At 56.9% G+C, this 18,077-nt stretch carries 18 protein-coding genes and 1 tRNA gene; 12 read left to right on the top strand and 7 right to left on the bottom strand.

The window, feature by feature from the left end; all coding sequences use genetic code 11:
- The first annotated feature begins 7 nt into the window (after positions 1-7).
- The 3 genes from J7399_RS20740 to arsC are packed head-to-tail and all read left to right on the top strand — an operon-like array spanning position 8 to position 1,748.
- Entirely contained in the window at positions 8-349 is a 342-nt protein-coding gene (locus tag J7399_RS20740; protein WP_209066051.1) for a DUF952 domain-containing protein, read from the top strand.
- Positions 346-1,413 (top strand): quinone-dependent dihydroorotate dehydrogenase, encoded by a 1,068-nt coding sequence (locus J7399_RS20735; protein WP_209089998.1) that lies wholly within the window; start codon positions 346-348, stop codon positions 1,411-1,413. The genes J7399_RS20740 and J7399_RS20735 overlap by 4 nt, the downstream gene beginning before the upstream one ends.
- Entirely contained in the window at positions 1,410-1,748 is a 339-nt protein-coding gene (gene arsC, locus J7399_RS20730) for an arsenate reductase (glutaredoxin) (protein ID WP_209089995.1), read from the top strand. The genes J7399_RS20735 and arsC overlap by 4 nt, the downstream gene beginning before the upstream one ends.
- 69 nt (positions 1,749-1,817) lie before the next feature.
- On the opposite strand, the gene J7399_RS20725 is transcribed toward arsC, so the two are convergent.
- Positions 1,818-3,011, bottom strand: coding sequence for a DegT/DnrJ/EryC1/StrS family aminotransferase (locus J7399_RS20725; protein WP_209089991.1), 1,194 nt, complete (start codon positions 3,009-3,011; stop codon positions 1,818-1,820).
- Positions 3,012-3,069: 58 nt separating this feature from the next.
- Positions 3,070-3,744 carry an HAD-IA family hydrolase gene (locus tag J7399_RS20720; RefSeq protein ID WP_209089989.1) on the bottom strand — a complete coding sequence of 225 codons (675 nt, stop codon included), beginning with the start codon at positions 3,742-3,744 and terminating at the stop codon, positions 3,070-3,072.
- 134 nt (positions 3,745-3,878) lie between these two features.
- Here J7399_RS20720 and glmU point away from each other — a divergent pair, with 134 nt between their 5' ends.
- The 4 genes from glmU (at position 3,879) to moaA (ending at position 8,825) form a co-directional block, all read left to right on the top strand.
- Entirely contained in the window at positions 3,879-5,234 is a 1,356-nt protein-coding gene (gene glmU, locus J7399_RS20715) for a bifunctional UDP-N-acetylglucosamine diphosphorylase/glucosamine-1-phosphate N-acetyltransferase GlmU (protein ID WP_209089987.1), read from the top strand.
- Positions 5,234-7,057 (top strand): glutamine--fructose-6-phosphate transaminase (isomerizing), encoded by a 1,824-nt coding sequence (gene glmS, locus J7399_RS20710; RefSeq protein ID WP_209089984.1) that lies wholly within the window; start codon positions 5,234-5,236, stop codon positions 7,055-7,057. The genes glmU and glmS overlap by 1 nt, the downstream gene beginning before the upstream one ends.
- The gene (locus tag J7399_RS20705; RefSeq protein WP_209089981.1) at positions 7,054-7,731 is read left to right on the top strand and encodes a DNA alkylation repair protein; all 678 of its coding nucleotides are present in this window, start codon (positions 7,054-7,056) and stop codon (positions 7,729-7,731) included. The genes glmS and J7399_RS20705 overlap by 4 nt, the downstream gene beginning before the upstream one ends.
- A gap of 89 nt (positions 7,732-7,820) precedes the next feature.
- Positions 7,821-8,825 (top strand): GTP 3',8-cyclase MoaA, encoded by a 1,005-nt coding sequence (moaA, locus tag J7399_RS20700; protein ID WP_209089979.1) that lies wholly within the window; start codon positions 7,821-7,823, stop codon positions 8,823-8,825.
- A gap of 60 nt (positions 8,826-8,885) precedes the next feature.
- On the opposite strand, the gene J7399_RS20695 is transcribed toward moaA, so the two are convergent.
- The 4 genes from J7399_RS20695 to J7399_RS20680 form a co-directional block, all read right to left on the bottom strand.
- Positions 8,886-9,719, bottom strand: coding sequence for an AraC family transcriptional regulator (locus tag J7399_RS20695; RefSeq protein WP_209081297.1), 834 nt, complete (start codon positions 9,717-9,719; stop codon positions 8,886-8,888).
- A 6-nt stretch (positions 9,720-9,725) separates the two neighbouring features.
- Positions 9,726-10,046, bottom strand: coding sequence for a 2Fe-2S iron-sulfur cluster-binding protein (locus J7399_RS20690; protein WP_209081295.1), 321 nt, complete (start codon positions 10,044-10,046; stop codon positions 9,726-9,728).
- A 22-nt stretch (positions 10,047-10,068) separates the two neighbouring features.
- Positions 10,069-11,310 (bottom strand): cytochrome P450, encoded by a 1,242-nt coding sequence (locus J7399_RS20685; RefSeq protein ID WP_209089976.1) that lies wholly within the window; start codon positions 11,308-11,310, stop codon positions 10,069-10,071.
- A gap of 96 nt (positions 11,311-11,406) precedes the next feature.
- Positions 11,407-12,438 (bottom strand): AbrB family transcriptional regulator, encoded by a 1,032-nt coding sequence (locus tag J7399_RS20680; RefSeq protein ID WP_209089973.1) that lies wholly within the window; start codon positions 12,436-12,438, stop codon positions 11,407-11,409.
- Positions 12,439-12,522: 84 nt separating this feature from the next.
- Here J7399_RS20680 and J7399_RS20675 point away from each other — a divergent pair, with 84 nt between their 5' ends.
- The 5 genes from J7399_RS20675 to J7399_RS20655 all read left to right on the top strand — a co-directional run bounded on the left by J7399_RS20675 (position 12,523) and on the right by J7399_RS20655 (position 17,658).
- Positions 12,523-13,194 carry a GntR family transcriptional regulator gene (locus tag J7399_RS20675; protein ID WP_209089971.1) on the top strand — a complete coding sequence of 224 codons (672 nt, stop codon included), beginning with the start codon at positions 12,523-12,525 and terminating at the stop codon, positions 13,192-13,194.
- A gap of 102 nt (positions 13,195-13,296) precedes the next feature.
- Positions 13,297-13,863 carry a hemerythrin domain-containing protein gene (locus tag J7399_RS20670; protein WP_247743008.1) on the top strand — a complete coding sequence of 189 codons (567 nt, stop codon included), beginning with the start codon at positions 13,297-13,299 and terminating at the stop codon, positions 13,861-13,863.
- Positions 13,864-13,926: 63 nt separating this feature from the next.
- Positions 13,927-14,967, top strand: a complete 1,041-nt coding sequence (locus J7399_RS20665) for a glutathione S-transferase C-terminal domain-containing protein (RefSeq protein WP_209089968.1) — start codon at positions 13,927-13,929, stop codon at positions 14,965-14,967.
- Positions 14,968-15,085: 118 nt separating this feature from the next.
- A complete protein-coding gene (locus J7399_RS20660) occupies positions 15,086-16,225 on the top strand; it encodes a hypothetical protein (protein WP_209089954.1) in 1,140 nt (379 codons plus the stop codon).
- A 2-nt stretch (positions 16,226-16,227) separates the two neighbouring features.
- Positions 16,228-17,658, top strand: coding sequence for a CDP-glycerol glycerophosphotransferase family protein (locus tag J7399_RS20655; RefSeq protein ID WP_209089951.1), 1,431 nt, complete (start codon positions 16,228-16,230; stop codon positions 17,656-17,658).
- A gap of 293 nt (positions 17,659-17,951) precedes the next feature.
- Here J7399_RS20655 and J7399_RS20650 read toward each other — a convergent pair.
- Positions 17,952-18,028: transfer RNA gene (locus J7399_RS20650), tRNA-Met, on the bottom strand.
- Positions 18,029-18,077: the final 49 nt, after the last annotated feature.

The raw sequence follows: 18,077 nt of genomic DNA, 5'->3' as shown, positions 1-18,077 counted from the left end.
GCAAGCCATGCTTATTTTCAAGATTTTTCGGGCCGAGGAATGGGCCACTCTGCGCGCCGAGGGCCAAACGGCAGGCGCACCCGTGGATATTGCAGATGGCTTTGTCCATTTCTCGACAGCGGAACAGGCTGCGGAAACCGCCGCCAAACACTTCGCCGGAGAGGAAAACCTGTTTCTGCTTGCAGTTGAGGCTGACACCCTTGGGGAGGATCTGAAGTGGGAGGTCTCTCGCGGCGGCGCCCTCTTCCCGCATCTCTACCGGGCTTTCGCGCTTTCAGATGTCCTCTGGGCACAGCCCCTGCCACTCGTCGATGGCGCGCATCAGTTTCCGGCAGGATTGATCACATGAGCGGTGGCCGTCTTCTTGAAACGCTGGGCATGAAAGCCTTGCGCAGCATTGATCCGGAAACCTCCCATGGTCTGGCGATCCGCGCCATTCAAATGGGCCTCGCCAATGCGCCTGGGCAAATCACCTCACCGCGCCTGCGCACCACTTTCGCGGGCCTTGATCTGCCCAATCCCGTTGGTCTTGCGGCCGGATTTGACAAAAACGCCACCGCGTTGTCTGGCCTCGCCAAATCGGGGTTTGGTTTTGTCGAAGTGGGAGCAGCAACGCCGCGGCCACAGCCTGGCAATCCCAAGCCGCGTTTGTTTCGCCTGACCGAGGATCGGGCCGCCATCAACCGCTTTGGCTTTAACAACGACGGTATGGAGGCCATCGGCGCACGCCTGGCACAGCGTCCGAAAGACGCCGTGATCGGCCTCAACCTCGGAGCCAACAAGGACAGCGAAAACCGCGCAGAAGACTTTGCCCGCGTGCTGGCACATTGTGGCGCACATCTGGACTTCGCTACGGTCAATGTCAGCTCACCCAACACCGAAAAGCTGCGTGATTTGCAGGGCAAAGCCGCGCTTTCCGCCCTTCTGAGCGGCGTCATGCAGACCCGCGACACCCTGAGCCGCAAAATCCCGGTATTCCTGAAAATCGCGCCGGATCTCACGGATGCCGAGCTTGGCGAAATCGCGGAGGTGGCTCAGGAAACCGGCGTGGACGCGATCATCACAACCAACACAACGCTCGACCGTGATGGCCTGGCAAGCGCTCACAAGGGCGAAGCTGGCGGTCTCTCAGGTGCACCGCTCTTTGAGAAGTCGACACGTGTTTTGGCGCGTTTGTCCGCGTTGACGGACGGCGCTCTGCCACTCATCGGGGTCGGCGGTATTGGCTCTGCGGAACAGGCTTATGCCAAGATCTGCGCAGGTGCCTCTGCGGTGCAACTTTATACAGCGCTTGTCTACGGCGGCTTTTCACTCGCAGAGACCATTGTGCGTGAGTTGGACAGCTTGCTGGAACGCGACGGTTTTGCAAATGTAGCTGATGCTGTTGGAAGCAAACGAAAGGACTGGCTGTGATCACCATTTGGCACAACCCGCGCTGCTCTAAATCACGCCAAACTCTGGCTCTTGTTGAAGAAAAAGGCGACGTCACTGTGCGTCGTTATCTCGAAGACGCGCCCAGCGCGGAAGAGCTTGCCGAGGTTCAGAAGCTCTTGGACCTCAAAGCCATCGACATGATGCGCACCAAGGAAAAGCGCTTTGCAGAACTTGGCCTGAGCAAGTCTGACGACGACGCCACTTTGCGCGCGGCTATGGCGGAAAACCCGATCCTGATTGAACGCCCAATTGTGCTAAACGATGGCAAAGCAGCCATCGGACGACCTCCAGAAGCGGTTCTGGAAATCCTTTAAGCTGCTGCTATTGCTGCGCTAAAGAACTTTGAGAGCGCGGGAACTATCCTCGCGCTCAAGCGACCTCAATCAGCTCGACTGAAAAACTGCGCCGACTTCTGCCTTGATGATCCGCGCAATCAATGCGCAATCCTCAAGCGAAAATGTCAGCGGGATGCGCATATCCACAATGCCCTTCAAGATCCGGTCAGATTTCGGCATCGGCACGCTCGGGGCATAGCGCCAACTGTCGTAACGGGACGTGAAAGCCACAGGCTCGGCACCGCCAAACCACTTCAACTCCACACCGCGCGTACCACAGCGCTTCAGCACCTCGTTGATCTTCTCAACCGACCAATCCAGCAGCAAAAACTGGATCGAGCTGCCCACGTAGCCTTCGCCTGCAGGCCGCTCCACAACGGTCAGCCCGGGCGTATCGCACAACCCATTCAAGATCACATCGTGCCGCGCATTCCAGGCCGCGACACTGTTAGAGAGCTTGCGCAGTTGCGGGCGCAGGATAGCGGCGCGCAGGTGATCCATACGGCCGGACACATTTGGCGTGTCATACTTCACGCCTTCAAAAACCTCGGCCTCAGGCACGGCTCCATTGCGCCCATAGAGCATGTAGCTGCCGGACAAGATGGTCGCCCGCGCCATGAGCTCCGCATCATCACTGATCAGAAAGCCGCCCTCGCCCGAGTTCATATGCTTGTAGGTCTGCGTGGAATAACACGCCATCGCCCCAAACCGGCCAGATGGGATGCCGCGCCAGTCGCCGCCCATTGTGTGGGCGCAATCTTCAATCACCCGAATGCCGTGCTGGGCGCAAATCGCCATCAACGCATCCATATCGCAGATATGCCCCCGCATATGCGAAAGCATCAGCACGTCCGCCTGATCCGCCTTGGCTTCCAGATCGTCGAGATCAATCACCAAGCCTTCGGTCACGCCCACAAACACCGGCACAGCGCCCACACTTGCGATCGCACCGGGAACCGGAGCCAGCGTGAAAGCATTCGTCAGCACTTGGTCCCCTGCACCGACGCCCATTGCCCGCAAAGCGCAGCCCATCGCATAGCCGCCCGAGGCCACCGCGAGACAGTATTTCGCGCCCACACTCTGTGCAAATTCTCGCTCCAGCAATGAGACTTCGCCCACCTCCCCTTCGGTCAGGTTGTAGCGATGCAGACGCCCCGTCCGCATGACTTCTACGGCGGCGGCAATCGCCTCCTCAGAGATGGGTTCCTGCTGGGTGAAATTGCCGGTAAAAACTTCGCTCATTGGGGCCTCAATGAATTAGCGCTGCATAAGCATTACGAGAGATCGGATGCCGCCGCAATCAACTGACGGGATCTACCAGCAGAGTATCCACCACCTGCGGCAATGAAGCGTAGTCATGCAGCAATGCCTCGGGGTCGAGCGCGGCCATATCCTCTCCACTGGGCCCGAAGGTCACCAATACGCTCGGAACACCCGCTGCCTTGGCTGTATTGCGGTCTGTATCGCTGTCGCCAACCAGGAGCGTTTTTGCCGGATCGCCTCCCAAGCGACGCGCGGTTTCGATTAAAGGTGCGGGGTCAGGTTTGCGCACAGGCAATGTATCCGCTCCGACCAAGGCCCCAAAGGCCTCGCGCACGCCCAGCGCGATCAAGAGCTGTTGGGCCAGCGCTTCAGGCTTGTTGGTGCAAATGCCCACGCCATAGCCAAGCGCTTTCAACTGCTCCACAGCCTCCATCGCACCATCATAGAGCACAGTGTGCTCGTCAATAGCGCCGCCGTAAGCCTCAAGCAGAACTGGATAATAGCGCTCGATCGTCGCCTCATTCATCGCGCCCATACGTGTGAGACCTTCTGTGAGCATCCGCCGCCCGCCGCGCAAAGCAACGCCTGCATCCCGTTCAGCGCTCAAAACGTCACCATACCCCATGTCCCGAAAACAATGGTTGGCCGCTGCAATCAGATCCCCACTTGTGTCCGCCAGAGTTCCATCCAGATCAAAAACCACTGTTTTCATCCGCTTATCCCTTAAAATGCGCGAGTTCCCGCCCACGGCTGTTACAAGGCGCAACCTGAATTGAAGCTTGTCGGCCTTGCACCCTTCCTGCACTCCGATAAAACGGGCACAACCGAAATACAAAGAGAAAACAAATGAGCATAGCCCTCATCATCCTTGCCGCGGGCAAAGGCACACGGATGAATTCGGACCTGCCCAAGGTGCTGCACCCGATTGCGAACGCCCCGATGCTGATCCATGCGATGCAGGCCGGCCAAGCTTTGTCTCCGGAAAAAACGCTGGTTGTGGCAGGCCATGGTGCCGAGCTTGTCGCCAAAGAAGTTTCTGATTTTGATCCTGACGCCGAAGTGGTTTTGCAAGAAGAGCAAAAAGGTACAGCCCACGCAGTGGACATGTGCCGAGAGGCGCTCGCTAATTTTGATGGTGATGTGATCGTCCTCTTTGGAGACACCCCATTTGTACGCGCTGAAACCCTTGAGAACATGGTCGCAGCAAAAGAGCGGAACGCGGTCGTGGTGCTTGGCTTTGACGCTGCAGATCCCGGAAAATACGGCCGCCTGATTATGAATGGCGATCAGCTAAAGCGGATCGTCGAGTTTGCAGATGCTTCAGCAGATGAGCGGGCCGTCACTTTCTGCAATTCAGGCGTGATGCTGGTTGAGAGCAAGACGCTCTTTGATTTGATCAGCGCTATTTCGTCAAACAACGCGCAGGGTGAATACTACCTCACTGACATCGTGGGGCTGGCGCGCGAAAAAGGGCTGAACGTTACGGCTGTGTCCTGTGACGAGGCCGAGACACTAGGCATCAACTCCCGCGCGCACCTTGCCGAAGCCGAAGGCATTTTCCAAAAAAATGCCCGCGCCGAGCTGCTGGACCTTGGTGTCACATTGCAACAGCCAGAGACCGTCATGCTGTCCTTTGACACTGTGATTGGCAGGGACACCGTGATTGAGCCCAACGTCTATTTTGGGCCCCATGTGACGGTGGAAAGCGGCACGCGCATCCGAGCGTTTTCTCACCTTGAGGGCTGCCATGTTTCCCGCGGTGCAACCGTTGGCCCCTACGCGCGCCTGCGCCCCGGAGCTGAGCTGTCTGAAAACGTGCACATTGGTAACTTTGTGGAAATCAAAAACGCCGAAGTTGGCGAAGGCACCAAGGTCAACCATCTGTCCTACATCGGCGACGCCACGCTGGGGAGCGGCACCAATATCGGCGCCGGTACGATCACTTGCAACTACGACGGGGTGATGAAGCACCGCACCACCATCGGGAACCGGGTGTTCATCGGCTCCAACACGATGCTGGTTGCGCCGGTCACTGTTGGTGATGAGGCGATGACGGGATCGGGATCGGTGATCACAAAGAACGTTCCCGCCACAGATTTGGCCCTGTCGCGCGCCGACCAGATCAACAAACCTGGCGTAGCGCGAAAATTGTTCGATTTATTAAAGAAAAAGAAACAAGAACAAATTTCGGAGACCAAATAATGTGTGGAATTGTTGGTGTCCTCGGAAACCACGAGGCAGCGCCCATCCTTGTTGAAGCGCTGAAACGGCTCGAATATCGCGGCTATGACAGCGCGGGCATTGCCACCGTGAATGACGGCACACTGGAACGCCGCCGTGCCGTGGGAAAGCTGGTAAATCTCTCTGATTTGCTGGTCCACGAACCCCTCAGAGGCAAAGCCGGGATCGGCCACACCCGTTGGGCGACCCACGGTGCGCCTTCCGTCACCAACGCCCACCCGCATCGCGCGGGTCCCGTGGCCGTTGTCCACAATGGCATCATCGAAAACTTCCGTGAATTGCGTGAAGAGTTGGCTCAAGACGGGTTTTCGTTCGTCACCGAGACCGACACAGAAACCGTTGCGCTTTTGACGCAAAGCTACATCAGCTCCGGTATGCAGCCCGTTGATGCGGCTTTAAAAACACTGTCACGTCTGGATGGTGCTTTTGCCCTCGCCTTTCTGTTTGAAGGTCAAGACGATCTGATCGTTGCAGCGCGCAAAGGATCCCCTTTGGCGATTGGGTACGGCAAAGGTGAGATGTACGTCGGTTCCGACGCAATTGCCCTTGCGCCGCTGACCGATCAGATCACGTACCTTGAGGAAGGCGATAGCGCGGTCCTGACCCGAACATCGTTGGTGATCCGCGATGAGGCTGGCGAAATCGTTGAGCGTGAGCGCAAAACCATCAATGTTGACCAGGCTCAGGTCGACAAAGGTCTGCACAAACACTTCATGGCGAAAGAGATTGCAGAGCAGCCAACCGTACTTGGCCAAGCCATCGATCACTATTTGTCCAAAGACGGCAAGGCCGTTTCTCTCCCAGACGCTGGCCTGGACTTCACCAAAATTGACCGTTTGACCATGGTGGCCTGTGGCACGGCCTATTACGCCTGCCTGACTGCAAAGTACTGGTTTGAGCAGGTCGCAGGCATACCAGTCGAGGTCGATGTGGCCTCCGAATTCCGCTATCGCGAACCACCCGTCACTGAAGGCACCGTTGCTTTGTTTGTGTCCCAGTCAGGCGAGACCGCAGACACATTGGCTGCGCTGCGCTATTGTGCCGGCAAAACGGAGCAGATTGTGTCGGTCGTGAATGTCCCAGAGAGCTCGATTGCGCGGGAAAGCGATCTTGTACTCCCCATTCTGGCGGGTGCCGAGATTGGCGTGGCCTCCACCAAGGCCTTTACCTGCCAATTGACCGTGCTTCTGATGCTTGCGCTGAAGGCAGCCCATGATCGCGGCAAACTGAACGATGCTGAACTGGCAGAGAACTTGACCGATCTGCGCGGTGTTCCGGGCTTGATCAATCAGGCGCTTGGCGGTGAGGCACAGGTCGCTGCAGTGGCGCGCAAACTGGCGGAAGCACGTGACATTCTGTTCCTGGGTCGAGGCAGGATGTTCCCGCTCGCACTTGAAGGCGCACTCAAACTCAAGGAAATCAGCTACATCCACGCGGAAGCCTATGCCTCCGGCGAGCTGAAACATGGCCCGATCGCATTGATCGACAAACAGGTCCCTGTGGTGGTGCTTGCCCCACATGACGAGCTGTTTGATAAGTCGATCTCCAACATGCAGGAAGTCATGGCACGTGCTGGAAAGGTGATGCTGATCTCAGACTCCACCGGCATGAAAGAAGGCGCCGAGGGAGCTTGGGAAACCCTGCAGATGCCGCAGGTTTCGCCTGTCTTGTCTCCCATTCTCTACGCCATCCCCGCACAACTTCTCGCCTACCACACCGCGGTTGCAAAAGGCACCGACGTCGATCAGCCACGCAACCTCGCCAAATCTGTGACTGTGGAATGACACTCGAAGACGCCCTTGAACATCTGCACGCCCTTGTTGAGCCTGGGCGTGCAGACGGCATGAAGGCCTACCACAAGCAGACACGGGAAGTGTTGGGCATCTCAAACCCGGCTCTCAATGATCTTGCCAAAACCTGGCGACAGACGCTCTCGGTGGAAACCCGGGTGGCGTTGGCGCAGGCCCTTTGGGAAACCGATATTTTTGAGGCGCGTATCGTGGCGTCCAAAATGCTGACCCAAGCACGCCTGCGCCCTGATGAGCAGGCCTGGGCGCTCATATGCAGCTGGGTCGCTGATTTCGACAGTTGGGCGATTGCCGATCATGCCTGCATGGCAGGTCAACGCCGCCTCATCGCCGATCCATCACGCTTAGACACCGTCGAAAGCTGGACCAAGTCAGAGCATATGTGGACCCGGCGCGCGGCTTTGGTGATCACGCTGCCGTGGACCAAACAGAACAACCCAAAACCAGCTGAACTTGAGGCTCGGGACCGTATTTTGGGGTGGGCTGCGGAGTATGTCTCTGATGAAGAGTGGTTCATCCAGAAAGCCGTGGCTTGGTGGCTGCGCGACCTGTCAAAGCACGATGAACCGCGTGTGCGTGCATTTCTGGAAAATCATGGCGAAAAAATGAAGCCCTTTGCCAGAAAAGAAGCCAGCAAACACCTTGGCTGATTGGGCGCGCGCCAAAGTCGCATAGAAAATACATCTCTACAACTTTCGCCGCCCTTGCCCTGCCCGCGCCGCGTGACTACGTTCTCCCCATGACAGCTCCTTTGATTGATCCGTTCCACCGCGCCGTAAACTACCTGCGTGTGTCCGTGACCGACCGTTGCGATTTTCGCTGCGTCTATTGCATGGCGGAAAACATGACTTTTCTGCCGAAGAAAGAACTTCTGACGCTCGAAGAGCTTGATCGAATGTGTTCGACCTTCATCCGTCTGGGCGTTGAAAAGCTGCGGATTACAGGTGGCGAGCCACTGGTGCGTCGCGACATCATGACCTTTTTTAAAGGCATGAAACGCCATCTGGACAGCGGTGCTCTCAAAGAACTGACGCTGACAACCAACGGCTCACAGCTCGAGCGCTTTGCCGAAGAGCTTTATGCCTGTGGTGTGCGTCGCGTGAATGTCTCTCTCGACACGATTGACGAAGACAAGTTTGCCGACATCACCCGCTGGGGCCGCTTGCAACAAGTGTTGCGTGGTCTGGACGCCGCCCAAGATGCGGGCCTGCGCATCAAGATCAATGCGGTGGCACTCAAAGGCTTCAATGAGGATGAATTGTTCACGCTCGCAGAGTGGTGCGCCTCGCGCGACATGGACATGACCTGGATCGAAGTGATGCCCATGGGCGATCTTGGCAATGAAAATCGCCTTGATCAGTATTGGTCCCTCAAAGATCTGCGGGCGCGACTGGCCGAGCGCTATACGCTGACAGATCTGCCTGAGCGTACCGGCGGCCCTGCCCGCTATGTGCGACTGGAAGAGACCGGACAAAAAATCGGTTTCATCACGCCCATGACCCACAATTTCTGCGAAAGCTGCAATCGCGTGCGTCTCACCTGCACCGGACAGCTTTTCATGTGTCTGGGCCAAGAGGATATGGCGGATCTGCGTGCTCCGTTGCGTGGCAGTGAAAGCGATGCGGCGCTGGAAGATGCCATTCGTGCCGCAATTGCACTCAAGCCGAAGGGGCACGATTTTGACTATTCCCGCCAACAGGTGGATGGTCAGATGTCACGCCACATGAGCCACACAGGCGGCTGATCTTCGAAGCCTGCTTATCAGAAATCGCCTAAGCCCAAGAGCCGCAACACGCGGCTCTTTTTATGCGCGAAACTGTGCTCTGTAGTTGCGAGGCGCGCAGCCCTGCTCCAGCTTGAAATCACGGCTGAAATGGAAAGGATCGGGATAGCCGCAGCGCGCAGCGATTTGCGCAACGCGCTCATCTGTGCTGCGCAGCAGATACGCTGCCACCGCCATGCGCTCCCGCCGGAGCCAAACAATCGGGCTCACCCCCGCTTCATCCCGAAAACGGCGAAACAGCTGCGAATGGCTCAACCCGGTGATCTGCGCCATATCAGGAATACGCCAAGCCCGCTGCAAATCCCGGCGAAGATGCGCCCTTAGCGCGGCCATCGGCTCATCTTTGGCCACTCCAGCCGCATTGCTGCGACGCTCAAACAGCTGCGCCAAAATTTGCGACACCGCGGCATTGATGGTGGCACTTTCCCCTTCAGCTTCTGCCGAAAGCTCACGCAGGATCTGCTCAAAGCTCCCAGCAAGGTGAGACAGATCCGATGCCACGGGATTTTGGGCAAACCCCAACCTTTCAAAGAGAGCATCCACCCCATGCCCCCGGATAGAGAGCCAAACATAGCGCCAGGGCGCCTGCGCTGCCGCTCCATGCGCATAGGCGCGTGCTGTATCAATCCAGGCAAGGCTCTCAGCTCCGGCGGCATGCCGTGTCTCGCCAATGTCCACATGCCCAGTACCAGAAAGCGTATAGATCAGCACATGCTCATTGTAGTTTCGACGCACCATACCAGTGTCATGATGCGCCAAGGTGCGCCCGCCGACGGGCACATGGTAGGGCCAAACGGATTCACCGCCCTGCCCTGTGGCAAAGTAAATTTTTGTGTCTTCCGCAGCTGTCGTCATGGGGTGTTATATTTGAGAGTCCGGAACCTGAACCTCGATCCCTTGCATGTCTTCGCCAATAACAACCTGACAGCTCAACCGGCTGGTGGGCTGCGGGTCGATGACAAAATCCAACATATCCGCCTCATCAGACGCCGGAGCGGGCACGCGGCTAAACCAGTCCTCAGACAGGACACAATGGCAGGTGCCGCACGCACAGGCACCCCCGCATTCTGCAGCAATGGCCGCAACACCTGCGCCAACCGCAGCCTGCATCAAGGTGTCACCAGCCTTGGCCGTGGCCTCAATCCGGTTTCCGTTGGCTTCGACAAAGGTCACTTTGATCATTTGCTATTTCTTTCCGTCTCGCTCAGGCGCGCTGCCAAGCCACACGCAGCGCCTTGGGGCCACGCACTGACAAACCGCGTTTGTATTCAGGGGTTTCCTCTGCCAAAGAGATCGCGGCAAAGCGGGTGTTCAATGTGGAGAATATGACGTCCATATCCAGTCGCGCCAAATGGTTGCCGAGACAGAAATGCCCCCCGCCACCAAAGGCCATGTGCCGGTTCGGGGTACGTCCGACATCAAATTTATCAGGGTTCTCAAACCGCGCGGGATCACGGTTCGCTGCGCCATAAAGCAGGCCAAACCGCGTCCCAGCCGGAAAGAGCTTTCCACCAACTTCGGTCTCTTCTGTCGCGAAACGATGAAAGAACGGCAGTGGAGACTCATAGCGGAACATCTCCTGCACCGCTGTCTTCATAAGCGACGGATCTTCGCGCAAGCGGTCATGCTGCTCCGGATACCGCAGCAACGCATGCATGCCGCTGCCCAGCACATCAATGGTGGAGCCATGCCCTGCCATCAGGATCAACATGGCGGTGGAGATCAGCTCGTCTTGGCTGAGCCGTCCCCCGTCGCGGTGACCGATCAGGCGCGAGAGCAGATCATCCTGCGGCGCTCTTTCGCGCTCCGCCAATAGATCCAGAAGGTATTCGTAGAATTCCTTAGTCGCCTGTTCTGCCCGCGCCTTGTCCTCATCGCCGCGACCGGGATCAAAGAAGCGCACCACTTCCTCTGACCAATGGCGCAGCTGTGGGCAGTCTTCGTCAGGCACACCAAGGATGCGGCCAATGATATGGCCGGGGACGTGGGCGGCGAAATCGCCGACAAAATCCACCTCGTCCTGATCGCTCAGGCTGTCGAGCAAACGGTCGACAAAACTTTGGATCGCCTCGCGTTGCCGCGCGATCATCGCAGGGGTGAACTCGCGAAACACTACTTTGCGCAGTCGATCATGGGTTGCGCCTTCGCTTTCCAACAGGTTCACCTGCACAAAACGCTCATGATGCGGCATGTCGTGGAAATTGATCGCCCGTTGCTGAGCCAGACGCGCGTCCTCAGAGATAAAGGCTTCGTTGTTGCGCAACATGGTTTTGTTGAGCGCCACAGCCTCCACGTCTGCCATACGCGTCAACATCCAGGTGTCGATTTCCTTATAATAATAAGGTCCATCCAATGCGCGCAGAGCCGCATAAGTCGAATACGGATCAGCCGCGAACTCGGCTCCATGCGGATCAAGTAAAACCGTGGCTGGGGTGTCTTGCGTCATGGCGACCTCATTTGCTACGCGGGCGGACCATACTGAGAGCCACGGTGTAATAGAATGTAAAATCCTCCAAATCACCTAGACAATAGTCGCATCCACCTACCTCCGCGCGCGCAGCAGGCGTGCCACCAGTGGCGCCCCGAGGATCACTACAACTATTCGGGTCAGGTGGTGCGCGATGACAAACCCCAGATCCGCGCCAGTCACGATGGCCAAGATGGTCATTTCCGCCTGTCCGCCGGGGGCAAAGGCCAAAAAGGCTTCCATGGACGGGGTCAATCCCAACAGCGTCACCAGTTCGGCAAAGCACGCTGCGAGCACCGCAAGAACGCACATAAACGCCAGCCCGGAAAGCACAACGGAGCGCAGCTCGCGCAGGGTCACCCCCACGTAATGCACGCCGATCACCACGCCGATGAAGAATTGCGCAACAAGGATCGCTTCAGCCGGTGGGCGGGAATGGATGAAGCCGCCAAGCGTCAACGCGGCAGAGACAATCAATGGCCCCAGAATACTCGCGCCAAAAAGTCCGATGCGCTCTCCACCTTTCCATCCAACGACTGCCGCGCCAACCATCAGCGCCATCTCTCCGAGCGGCAGATCTGCAGCCGGCTGACCAATTGGGTTGGATAGACCGACCCCATAGATGGAGATCAACAGGATCGGAGCCACAGTCACGATCACCAGAACCCGCGTCGCATGGATCAAGGACAAAATGCGCGCGTTTCCTCCTGCTTCTTTGCCAAACAGGATCATATCCTGAAGGCCCCCGGGCATCGCCGCGTAATAAGCCGTGACAGCGTCAAATCCACAGACCTTTCGAAAGAAAGGCACCCCGACAAGCCCGATCACAGCAATATAGAGCGGAACCAGCGCGATGCTGGCGGCCATATTCGGGATCTCGGCCATCACCTCGGGTGTCACTGACGTGCCAACAGCCACGCCAAGGATTGTGCGCGCCGCCGCCGTGACTTGGCCAAATCCAGCCAGCTTGGCCCCGGAAAGGGCTGTCACCAAACAAGCCGCCATTGGTCCAAACAGAAACGGCAGAGGCAGGTCAACGGCCCAGAACGCAACAGTACCAAATGCGGCCACCGCAAAGGTGAACGCGCGAATACGCAAAAGAGACACGGGTGATTCCTATCGTGATTGACGATATGCATCCTTTTGTATACATTTGGACACAATACTTCAAGGCAACGCTGGCGGACCGAAATGGATAACTCCTCCTCTCAAGATGGGCTTCAAGGCAACGCGGCCTACAGCGCCTTGTTGCAAGAAATTCGAGAGGGGCGTCTGTCGCCAGGTGATCGCCTGCGAGAAACTGATCTCGCCACCCGCTTCAGCATCAGCCGCACACCGGTGCGGGAGGCCATTCGCCAATTGGAGGCGGATGGGCTGGTGACGCACCTGCCCCGAGTTGGGGCAACCGTCCGGCGCTTGGACTACTCTGAAGTCATGGAGCTCTATGAAATGCGGGTAGTGCTGGAATGCACGGCCGCGCGCATGGCCGCCCGTGCCGCCTCTGACGTGGAGATCGCGGAACTTGGAGCGATCAGCGACGCTCTTTCGCAAAGTGGTGCAGGCACAGAGGCATCGCGTCTCAACCGCCAATTTCATTTGGCGCTTTTAAACGCGGCGAAGAACCGTTTTCTCACCAATTCCATGCTCAACCTGCAAAAGACCATGCTGATTTTGGGCCGCACCACGTTGGCCGATGCAGAACGCTACGAAAATGCGCTTGCGGAACATCAGGCGATTCTGGACGCGCTTGTCACGCGCGATGGCGACGCTGCCGAAGCGGCCATGCGGGCGCATATCATCGCAGGGCAACGCGCGCGCATCCGCGCCCTGCGCGTCGATTTCGACGACCCCAACACGCTTTAAGCGCCCACAAAGACCCCTTCAAATTCGCAGCCCCTCTGTGCGCGTGTGTGCAGATGAAAGCCCTCCAAGGCGGCTTACCTTTTGTCATGAAAGGAGGACGCCATGATTGAATTGTCCCACATCCGAACAACGCCGATGCCTGATGACATGCGGCGCCTGCTCAATGCCTATCCGCGTGAAGCCTGGGAGGCCCACCCCAACTTTAAGGATGCCACCCGACGATGGCTTGGCGCACACCAGATGTTTCGCCAGCTCGGCGAGCTTATCCGCGCTGATGCGGAGCTCTATCTCGATGGCCAGCGTGAAACGCAGGAGTATGCCGGACGCTTGGCTTATTATGGCAATGCTCTGGTGCGCAACTTGCATGGCCACCACGGCTGGGAAGACCATCGTTACTTTCCCGAACTCTCGGAAGCGGACCCGCGTTTTGATGCCGGACTTGAGATTTTGGAGAAAGACCACCACGACCTCGACCAGGTTCTGGATGGTTTCACAAAATCCGCAAACCGCACCATCAAGCTCAGCCAGCTCGATGAGGACGCCATGTATGAGGAAGCAGGGGCTGTGCACGCGCATGCTGAAACCATTGAGGCCTTTCTTGCGCGTCACCTTGGTGACGAGGAAGACCTCGCCGTGCCCATCATTTTGCACCACAAACTGCGTGGATAGGGCAAAGTAACAACCATGGGCGCCGCCTTTAGCGGCGCCTTCATATGCAAACAGGGTGGCACAATGACGGGCAAGAGCATCACAACCGAAGAAGATCAGAAGAACGCAACGGCCCGGCGTGCGTCCGGTGAATTTGTGCGCGGTCTCAGCGGATTTCGTCATTGGCTTGAGCCTGACGGTGACTTCCCACCCGAAGCTGACCGCTACCACCTCTATGTTGCGCTCAATTGTCCGTGGTGCCACCGCGTGACCCTCGCCCGCAACATCCTCGGCCTGCAGGGCACACTTTCGATGAGTGTCGCCTTCCCAACCCGCACCGGGGACTCTGATCCGGCTGGCCCCAATCTGTGGGAGTTCAATCCTGATCGCATCTCCCCGATCACAGGCGCGCCACTTCCTGAATGCACCGAAGACACAGGAAGTACGCAAAACTTCCGTCTCGCCGCCGAGATCTATGCCGCTGAAGGGGCAAGCGAGAAGAGCGTGCCAATCCTCTATGACAAACGCACCGAGCGCATTGTCTCCAATGAAAGTTCAGAGATCATCCGGATGCTCAGCGCCCATGCCTCGGCCCTTGGCAGCAAAATCCCCACCGGGCAAAGGCCAGATCTGTATCCCGAAAGCACAAAGCTGCGCGCGGAGATCGAGACACTCAACACCCTGACGTACACAGCCATCAACAACGGCGCTTACAAAGCAGGATTCTCTTCGCGCCAAGACGTCTATGAAGAGGCATACACCGCCTATTTCTCCGCCCTTCAAACGCTCGAACATCACCTGTCGGCAGACAATCGGCCTTTCTTGATGGGAGAGCATTTCACCGAAGCAGACCTGCGCCTGTTTCCAACGCTCTACCGCCACGATCCCGTCTACTACATCCGCATGAAACTCAACGGCGCAAAGATCCTAGACTATCCGCACCTCTGGCGTTGGCTGTGCCGGGTTTACACCCTGCCCGGCGTTGCAGACAGCAGCTCACTTATCCATTGCCGCCAAGGGTATTTTGGCCGGTCCTGGAACAACGTCATCCCGCTTGGCCCGAATAAGCCGATGACTTACCCGGAAGCCTATCTTCATCCTGAACTCGCGCGTGATGAAAGGTAGCCTGGCCCCCTCAGCACCATAACGATCGTCCTGGCTTTAAAGAAATACACACCAATTTTGGTCAAATTATCTTTTGATCCCCGGCGCAGACCGCTGCGCTTCGAGCAGAAGGCTTGCCATGACGTTCAAACTCTTCTTGCCTGCTGTGCTGGCACTGATCGCAGTTTGCGGTGTTATGTGGCTGCCCGCGTCAGCGCGCGCACCGGAGAACTTGCCCGCCATTTTTTTGGCGATACTCGTGCACGTTCCAATGTTTCTTCCGGTCTCTCAACACGGCAAGCTGATCACCAATAAATCGAAGGTACTCAACACCTATCCGGAAATACTGCTGCCACCCCTTCTCGCGGTTTGCTGGGCTTTTCTTGGTGTGACCTTTGGCTTTTCAGCAAGCTTCGTCTTGGCGGGAGCAGCAACAATTGCGGCAATCTGCATTTGCTACCTCGCCGTGCGCCTTTGCGACCGACACACCAAGCATCTTCAAGCGCAGATTTGCCACTCAGACACTCTACCGTCCCCCTATATCGCAGACCTCAGCAAACGGTACCTCTACCTGTTGCGCTGCGCCATGGCCGCCTTGTCCTTAGCAACGCTTGTGATGCACATCGTTGGCCGCGACGTGCCTTACACATGGGCGCTTCTACCAGGTCTCGCAGGCGCTGCTGCGGTCTTCCTGACGGAACTTACCAAACGGGTTGATCGCGCCAACCATGCAGTGTTTGCAAAGGAAGTATCCGGCCTCCTGGCCCGCCAGTTGCAAGCCGCACCAGCATCGGTGGCAGTCTATCACGCAGGGACTGGCCGGACCCATTTGAAAGTAACCAAATCACTCTGCGAAAAACTCGATGATCTTGGACGCACCTATGTTTTGATTGTCCGAGAGCAAACCGCATACGAAGAGTTACGCAAACTGGATTTGCAGCATCTTTGGCACGCTGAGAAACTCTCAGCCCTGCATCATTGCGCGCAACCTGACCTCCGGACGATCCTCTATGCCAATGGCCACCCCAAAAACAGCCATTTCACACGTTACACACGGTTTGAGCATGTCCTGGTGACGGAGTTCTCTACCCTGAAAACAGCAGAGCAGCTGCCTAAAAACACAGCGCTTTATACCAAGATTATCGCACGCGACGCGGCACAAGCCGCACAATGGCGCACCTCCGCCCTTGGAGATATTGCAGCGCGGATTGTGACCAACCACCCCGCATTTCATTGTGTCCCCACCCGCGGTGAGCCCCAACCTGAGCAGGCAGCCTGACCATGGTTCTCATAGTGCATGTTCTGATCGCTGCGCTGATCATAGGGGCTGAAGTCTGGTCGCTAAAACGGTTGGCTCGCGTCACAGCCAAATCCGCACTCTGCTCTTTACCAGAGATCGTGCATCAAACTTCGTCATCGCTGAAATTGGCGGGCCATGGCCTATTCCTTTCCGGATTAGTTGCTTCGGCCATCGGTATGGTCAGCGGCTACGCCATGTGGCTCACACTAGGTGCGACGTCTCTCTGCTTAGTGGTCCGCTTAGGCGTGATGCAACTTGCAGTCGCTGAGGCCAAACGCTGCCAACTGCCTCGCTACTTGCAAGCCCTCCGACATCCAAAAATTCGGCGCGCACGCATGGCGCTCTATTTTTCGGAACCAAGACTGGCAATGCCCTATCAAGTCACCATGTGGCTGAAACCATTGCTGTCTTTGAATGAGCCTTTCGTCATAATTCTAAAGGAACGAAAGCACCTCCGTCACTTCCCGAAGTCCGATCTCCTTGAAGTCTTAGTTGTCGAAGACTTTCCCAGCCAAACCGCCTTTCTGCCATCCAACATCGAGGTCCTGTTCTACGTAAACAACAGCATGTCCAATCTCCCGGTAATTGCTGCCAACCCAAAGGTCACCCACGTACAGCTGCTGCATGGCGACAGCGATAAACCTCCCAGCTACAATCCAATGTCCGTGATCTACGATCATCTGTTCGTGGCAGGCGAAATGGCGATTGATCGATATGCCCGGCATGGCGTTCACATCCCCCGAGAAAAGTTCCGCATCGTCGGACGCCCCCAAATCACTCTGTCGAAACAGACCCGCCCGAAAGACCCAACGCGCAAGACCATCCTCTATATGACCACTTGGGAAGGTATGTTTGAGGACAGTAATTTTTGCTCTCTCTCCCAAGCCCATAACATTTTGCATCAGGTCTTCCACTCTAGCCTCAAGGTTGATGTCATTTTCAAACCCCATCCGCTGACCTTTAAAGATGCCAAATGGCCGGAGGTCTCCACCCGCATCGAGCAGACTGCCCAGGATCTCCCCGAAGGTGTCGCCTACCGCATGGCGCACACGGAGGAGGATCCAATGACACTCTATGCTGAAGCCGATCTGCTGATCAGCGACATATCATCAACGGTGATCGATTTTTTGGCGACAGAAAAACCCTTTATCGTGACCAATCCACGCGGCTACACAAAAAAACAACTTGAGGCTTACCCAAGCGTTTCAGCAGGCTATCTGGCGTCGGCTGATGCACAAAATCTTCGAGAGCTACTCGATGAATGTTTTGCTGGTGATCCTATGACCGAAAATCGACGATGCATTAAAGAGTATGCACTCGGAAACGCTGCTCACTCCAATGGAGCGCTGTTTAAAATGGCATGCGAAGAGGCTCTCAGCAAGAGCTGCAGATGCCTGCCGTTAGCGATGTAGAAGACGCTTCCATTCTGGAATCCTAACTACCGGCGCCAAGGTCGCGAAACAAAATGAGGTGTCACTTTCGCACGCCATTTCCCGCTCCTGTTGCTTCCAGAGTGCTTCCACTTGGTGACGGAGCAAACGCAAAAAGCCGCCCTTGGGCGGCTTGTGGTGCAGTGCGGGGTTGTATGACCAGTGTGCTTTCGTTTGTCGTGTAGCGTAGCACGGTTGTAGCACAGCTTTACTTAAGCGCTCACGCCTGATGAGGCACAAAACGGCTCAAATATCTATTTTGTTGAGGAAAGTATTGGTTGCGGGAGTAGGATTTGAACCTACGACCTTCAGGTTATGAGCCTGACGAGCTACCGGGCTGCTCCATCCCGCGACGCTTTTGATCTTGGGCCATTTTTGGCTTTGAGATCTGTCGCCCTTCA

It is taken from the genome of Shimia sp. R9_1 (assembly GCF_017743775.1).
In the GTDB taxonomy this organism is placed as follows: domain Bacteria; phylum Pseudomonadota; class Alphaproteobacteria; order Rhodobacterales; family Rhodobacteraceae; genus Shimia.
This window is presented reverse-complemented; position numbering and strand designations above follow the sequence as displayed.

Bases quoted from the DNA above. Each gene is read 5' to 3' on its own strand.
- J7399_RS20740 (WP_209066051.1), top strand. From the start codon at position 8: ATGCTTATTTTCAAGATTTTTCGGGCCGAGGAATGGGCCACTCTGCGC.
- J7399_RS20735 (WP_209089998.1), top strand. From the start codon at position 346: ATGAGCGGTGGCCGTCTTCTTGAAACGCTGGGCATGAAAGCCTTGCGC.
- J7399_RS20725 (WP_209089991.1), bottom strand. From the start codon at position 3,011: ATGAGCGAAGTTTTTACCGGCAATTTCACCCAGCAGGAACCCATCTCT.
- J7399_RS20720 (WP_209089989.1), bottom strand. From the start codon at position 3,744: ATGAAAACAGTGGTTTTTGATCTGGATGGAACTCTGGCGGACACAAGT.
- glmU (WP_209089987.1), top strand. From the start codon at position 3,879: ATGAGCATAGCCCTCATCATCCTTGCCGCGGGCAAAGGCACACGGATG.
- glmS (WP_209089984.1), top strand. From the start codon at position 5,234: ATGTGTGGAATTGTTGGTGTCCTCGGAAACCACGAGGCAGCGCCCATC.
- J7399_RS20705 (WP_209089981.1), top strand. From the start codon at position 7,054: ATGACACTCGAAGACGCCCTTGAACATCTGCACGCCCTTGTTGAGCCT.
- moaA (WP_209089979.1), top strand. From the start codon at position 7,821: ATGACAGCTCCTTTGATTGATCCGTTCCACCGCGCCGTAAACTACCTG.
- J7399_RS20695 (WP_209081297.1), bottom strand. From the start codon at position 9,719: ATGACGACAGCTGCGGAAGACACAAAAATTTACTTTGCCACAGGGCAG.
- J7399_RS20690 (WP_209081295.1), bottom strand. From the start codon at position 10,046: ATGATCAAAGTGACCTTTGTCGAAGCCAACGGAAACCGGATTGAGGCC.
- J7399_RS20685 (WP_209089976.1), bottom strand. From the start codon at position 11,310: ATGACGCAAGACACCCCAGCCACGGTTTTACTTGATCCGCATGGAGCC.
- J7399_RS20675 (WP_209089971.1), top strand. From the start codon at position 12,523: ATGGATAACTCCTCCTCTCAAGATGGGCTTCAAGGCAACGCGGCCTAC.
- J7399_RS20670 (WP_247743008.1), top strand. From the start codon at position 13,297: ATGATTGAATTGTCCCACATCCGAACAACGCCGATGCCTGATGACATG.
- J7399_RS20665 (WP_209089968.1), top strand. From the start codon at position 13,927: ATGACGGGCAAGAGCATCACAACCGAAGAAGATCAGAAGAACGCAACG.
- J7399_RS20660 (WP_209089954.1), top strand. From the start codon at position 15,086: ATGACGTTCAAACTCTTCTTGCCTGCTGTGCTGGCACTGATCGCAGTT.
- J7399_RS20655 (WP_209089951.1), top strand. From the start codon at position 16,228: ATGGTTCTCATAGTGCATGTTCTGATCGCTGCGCTGATCATAGGGGCT.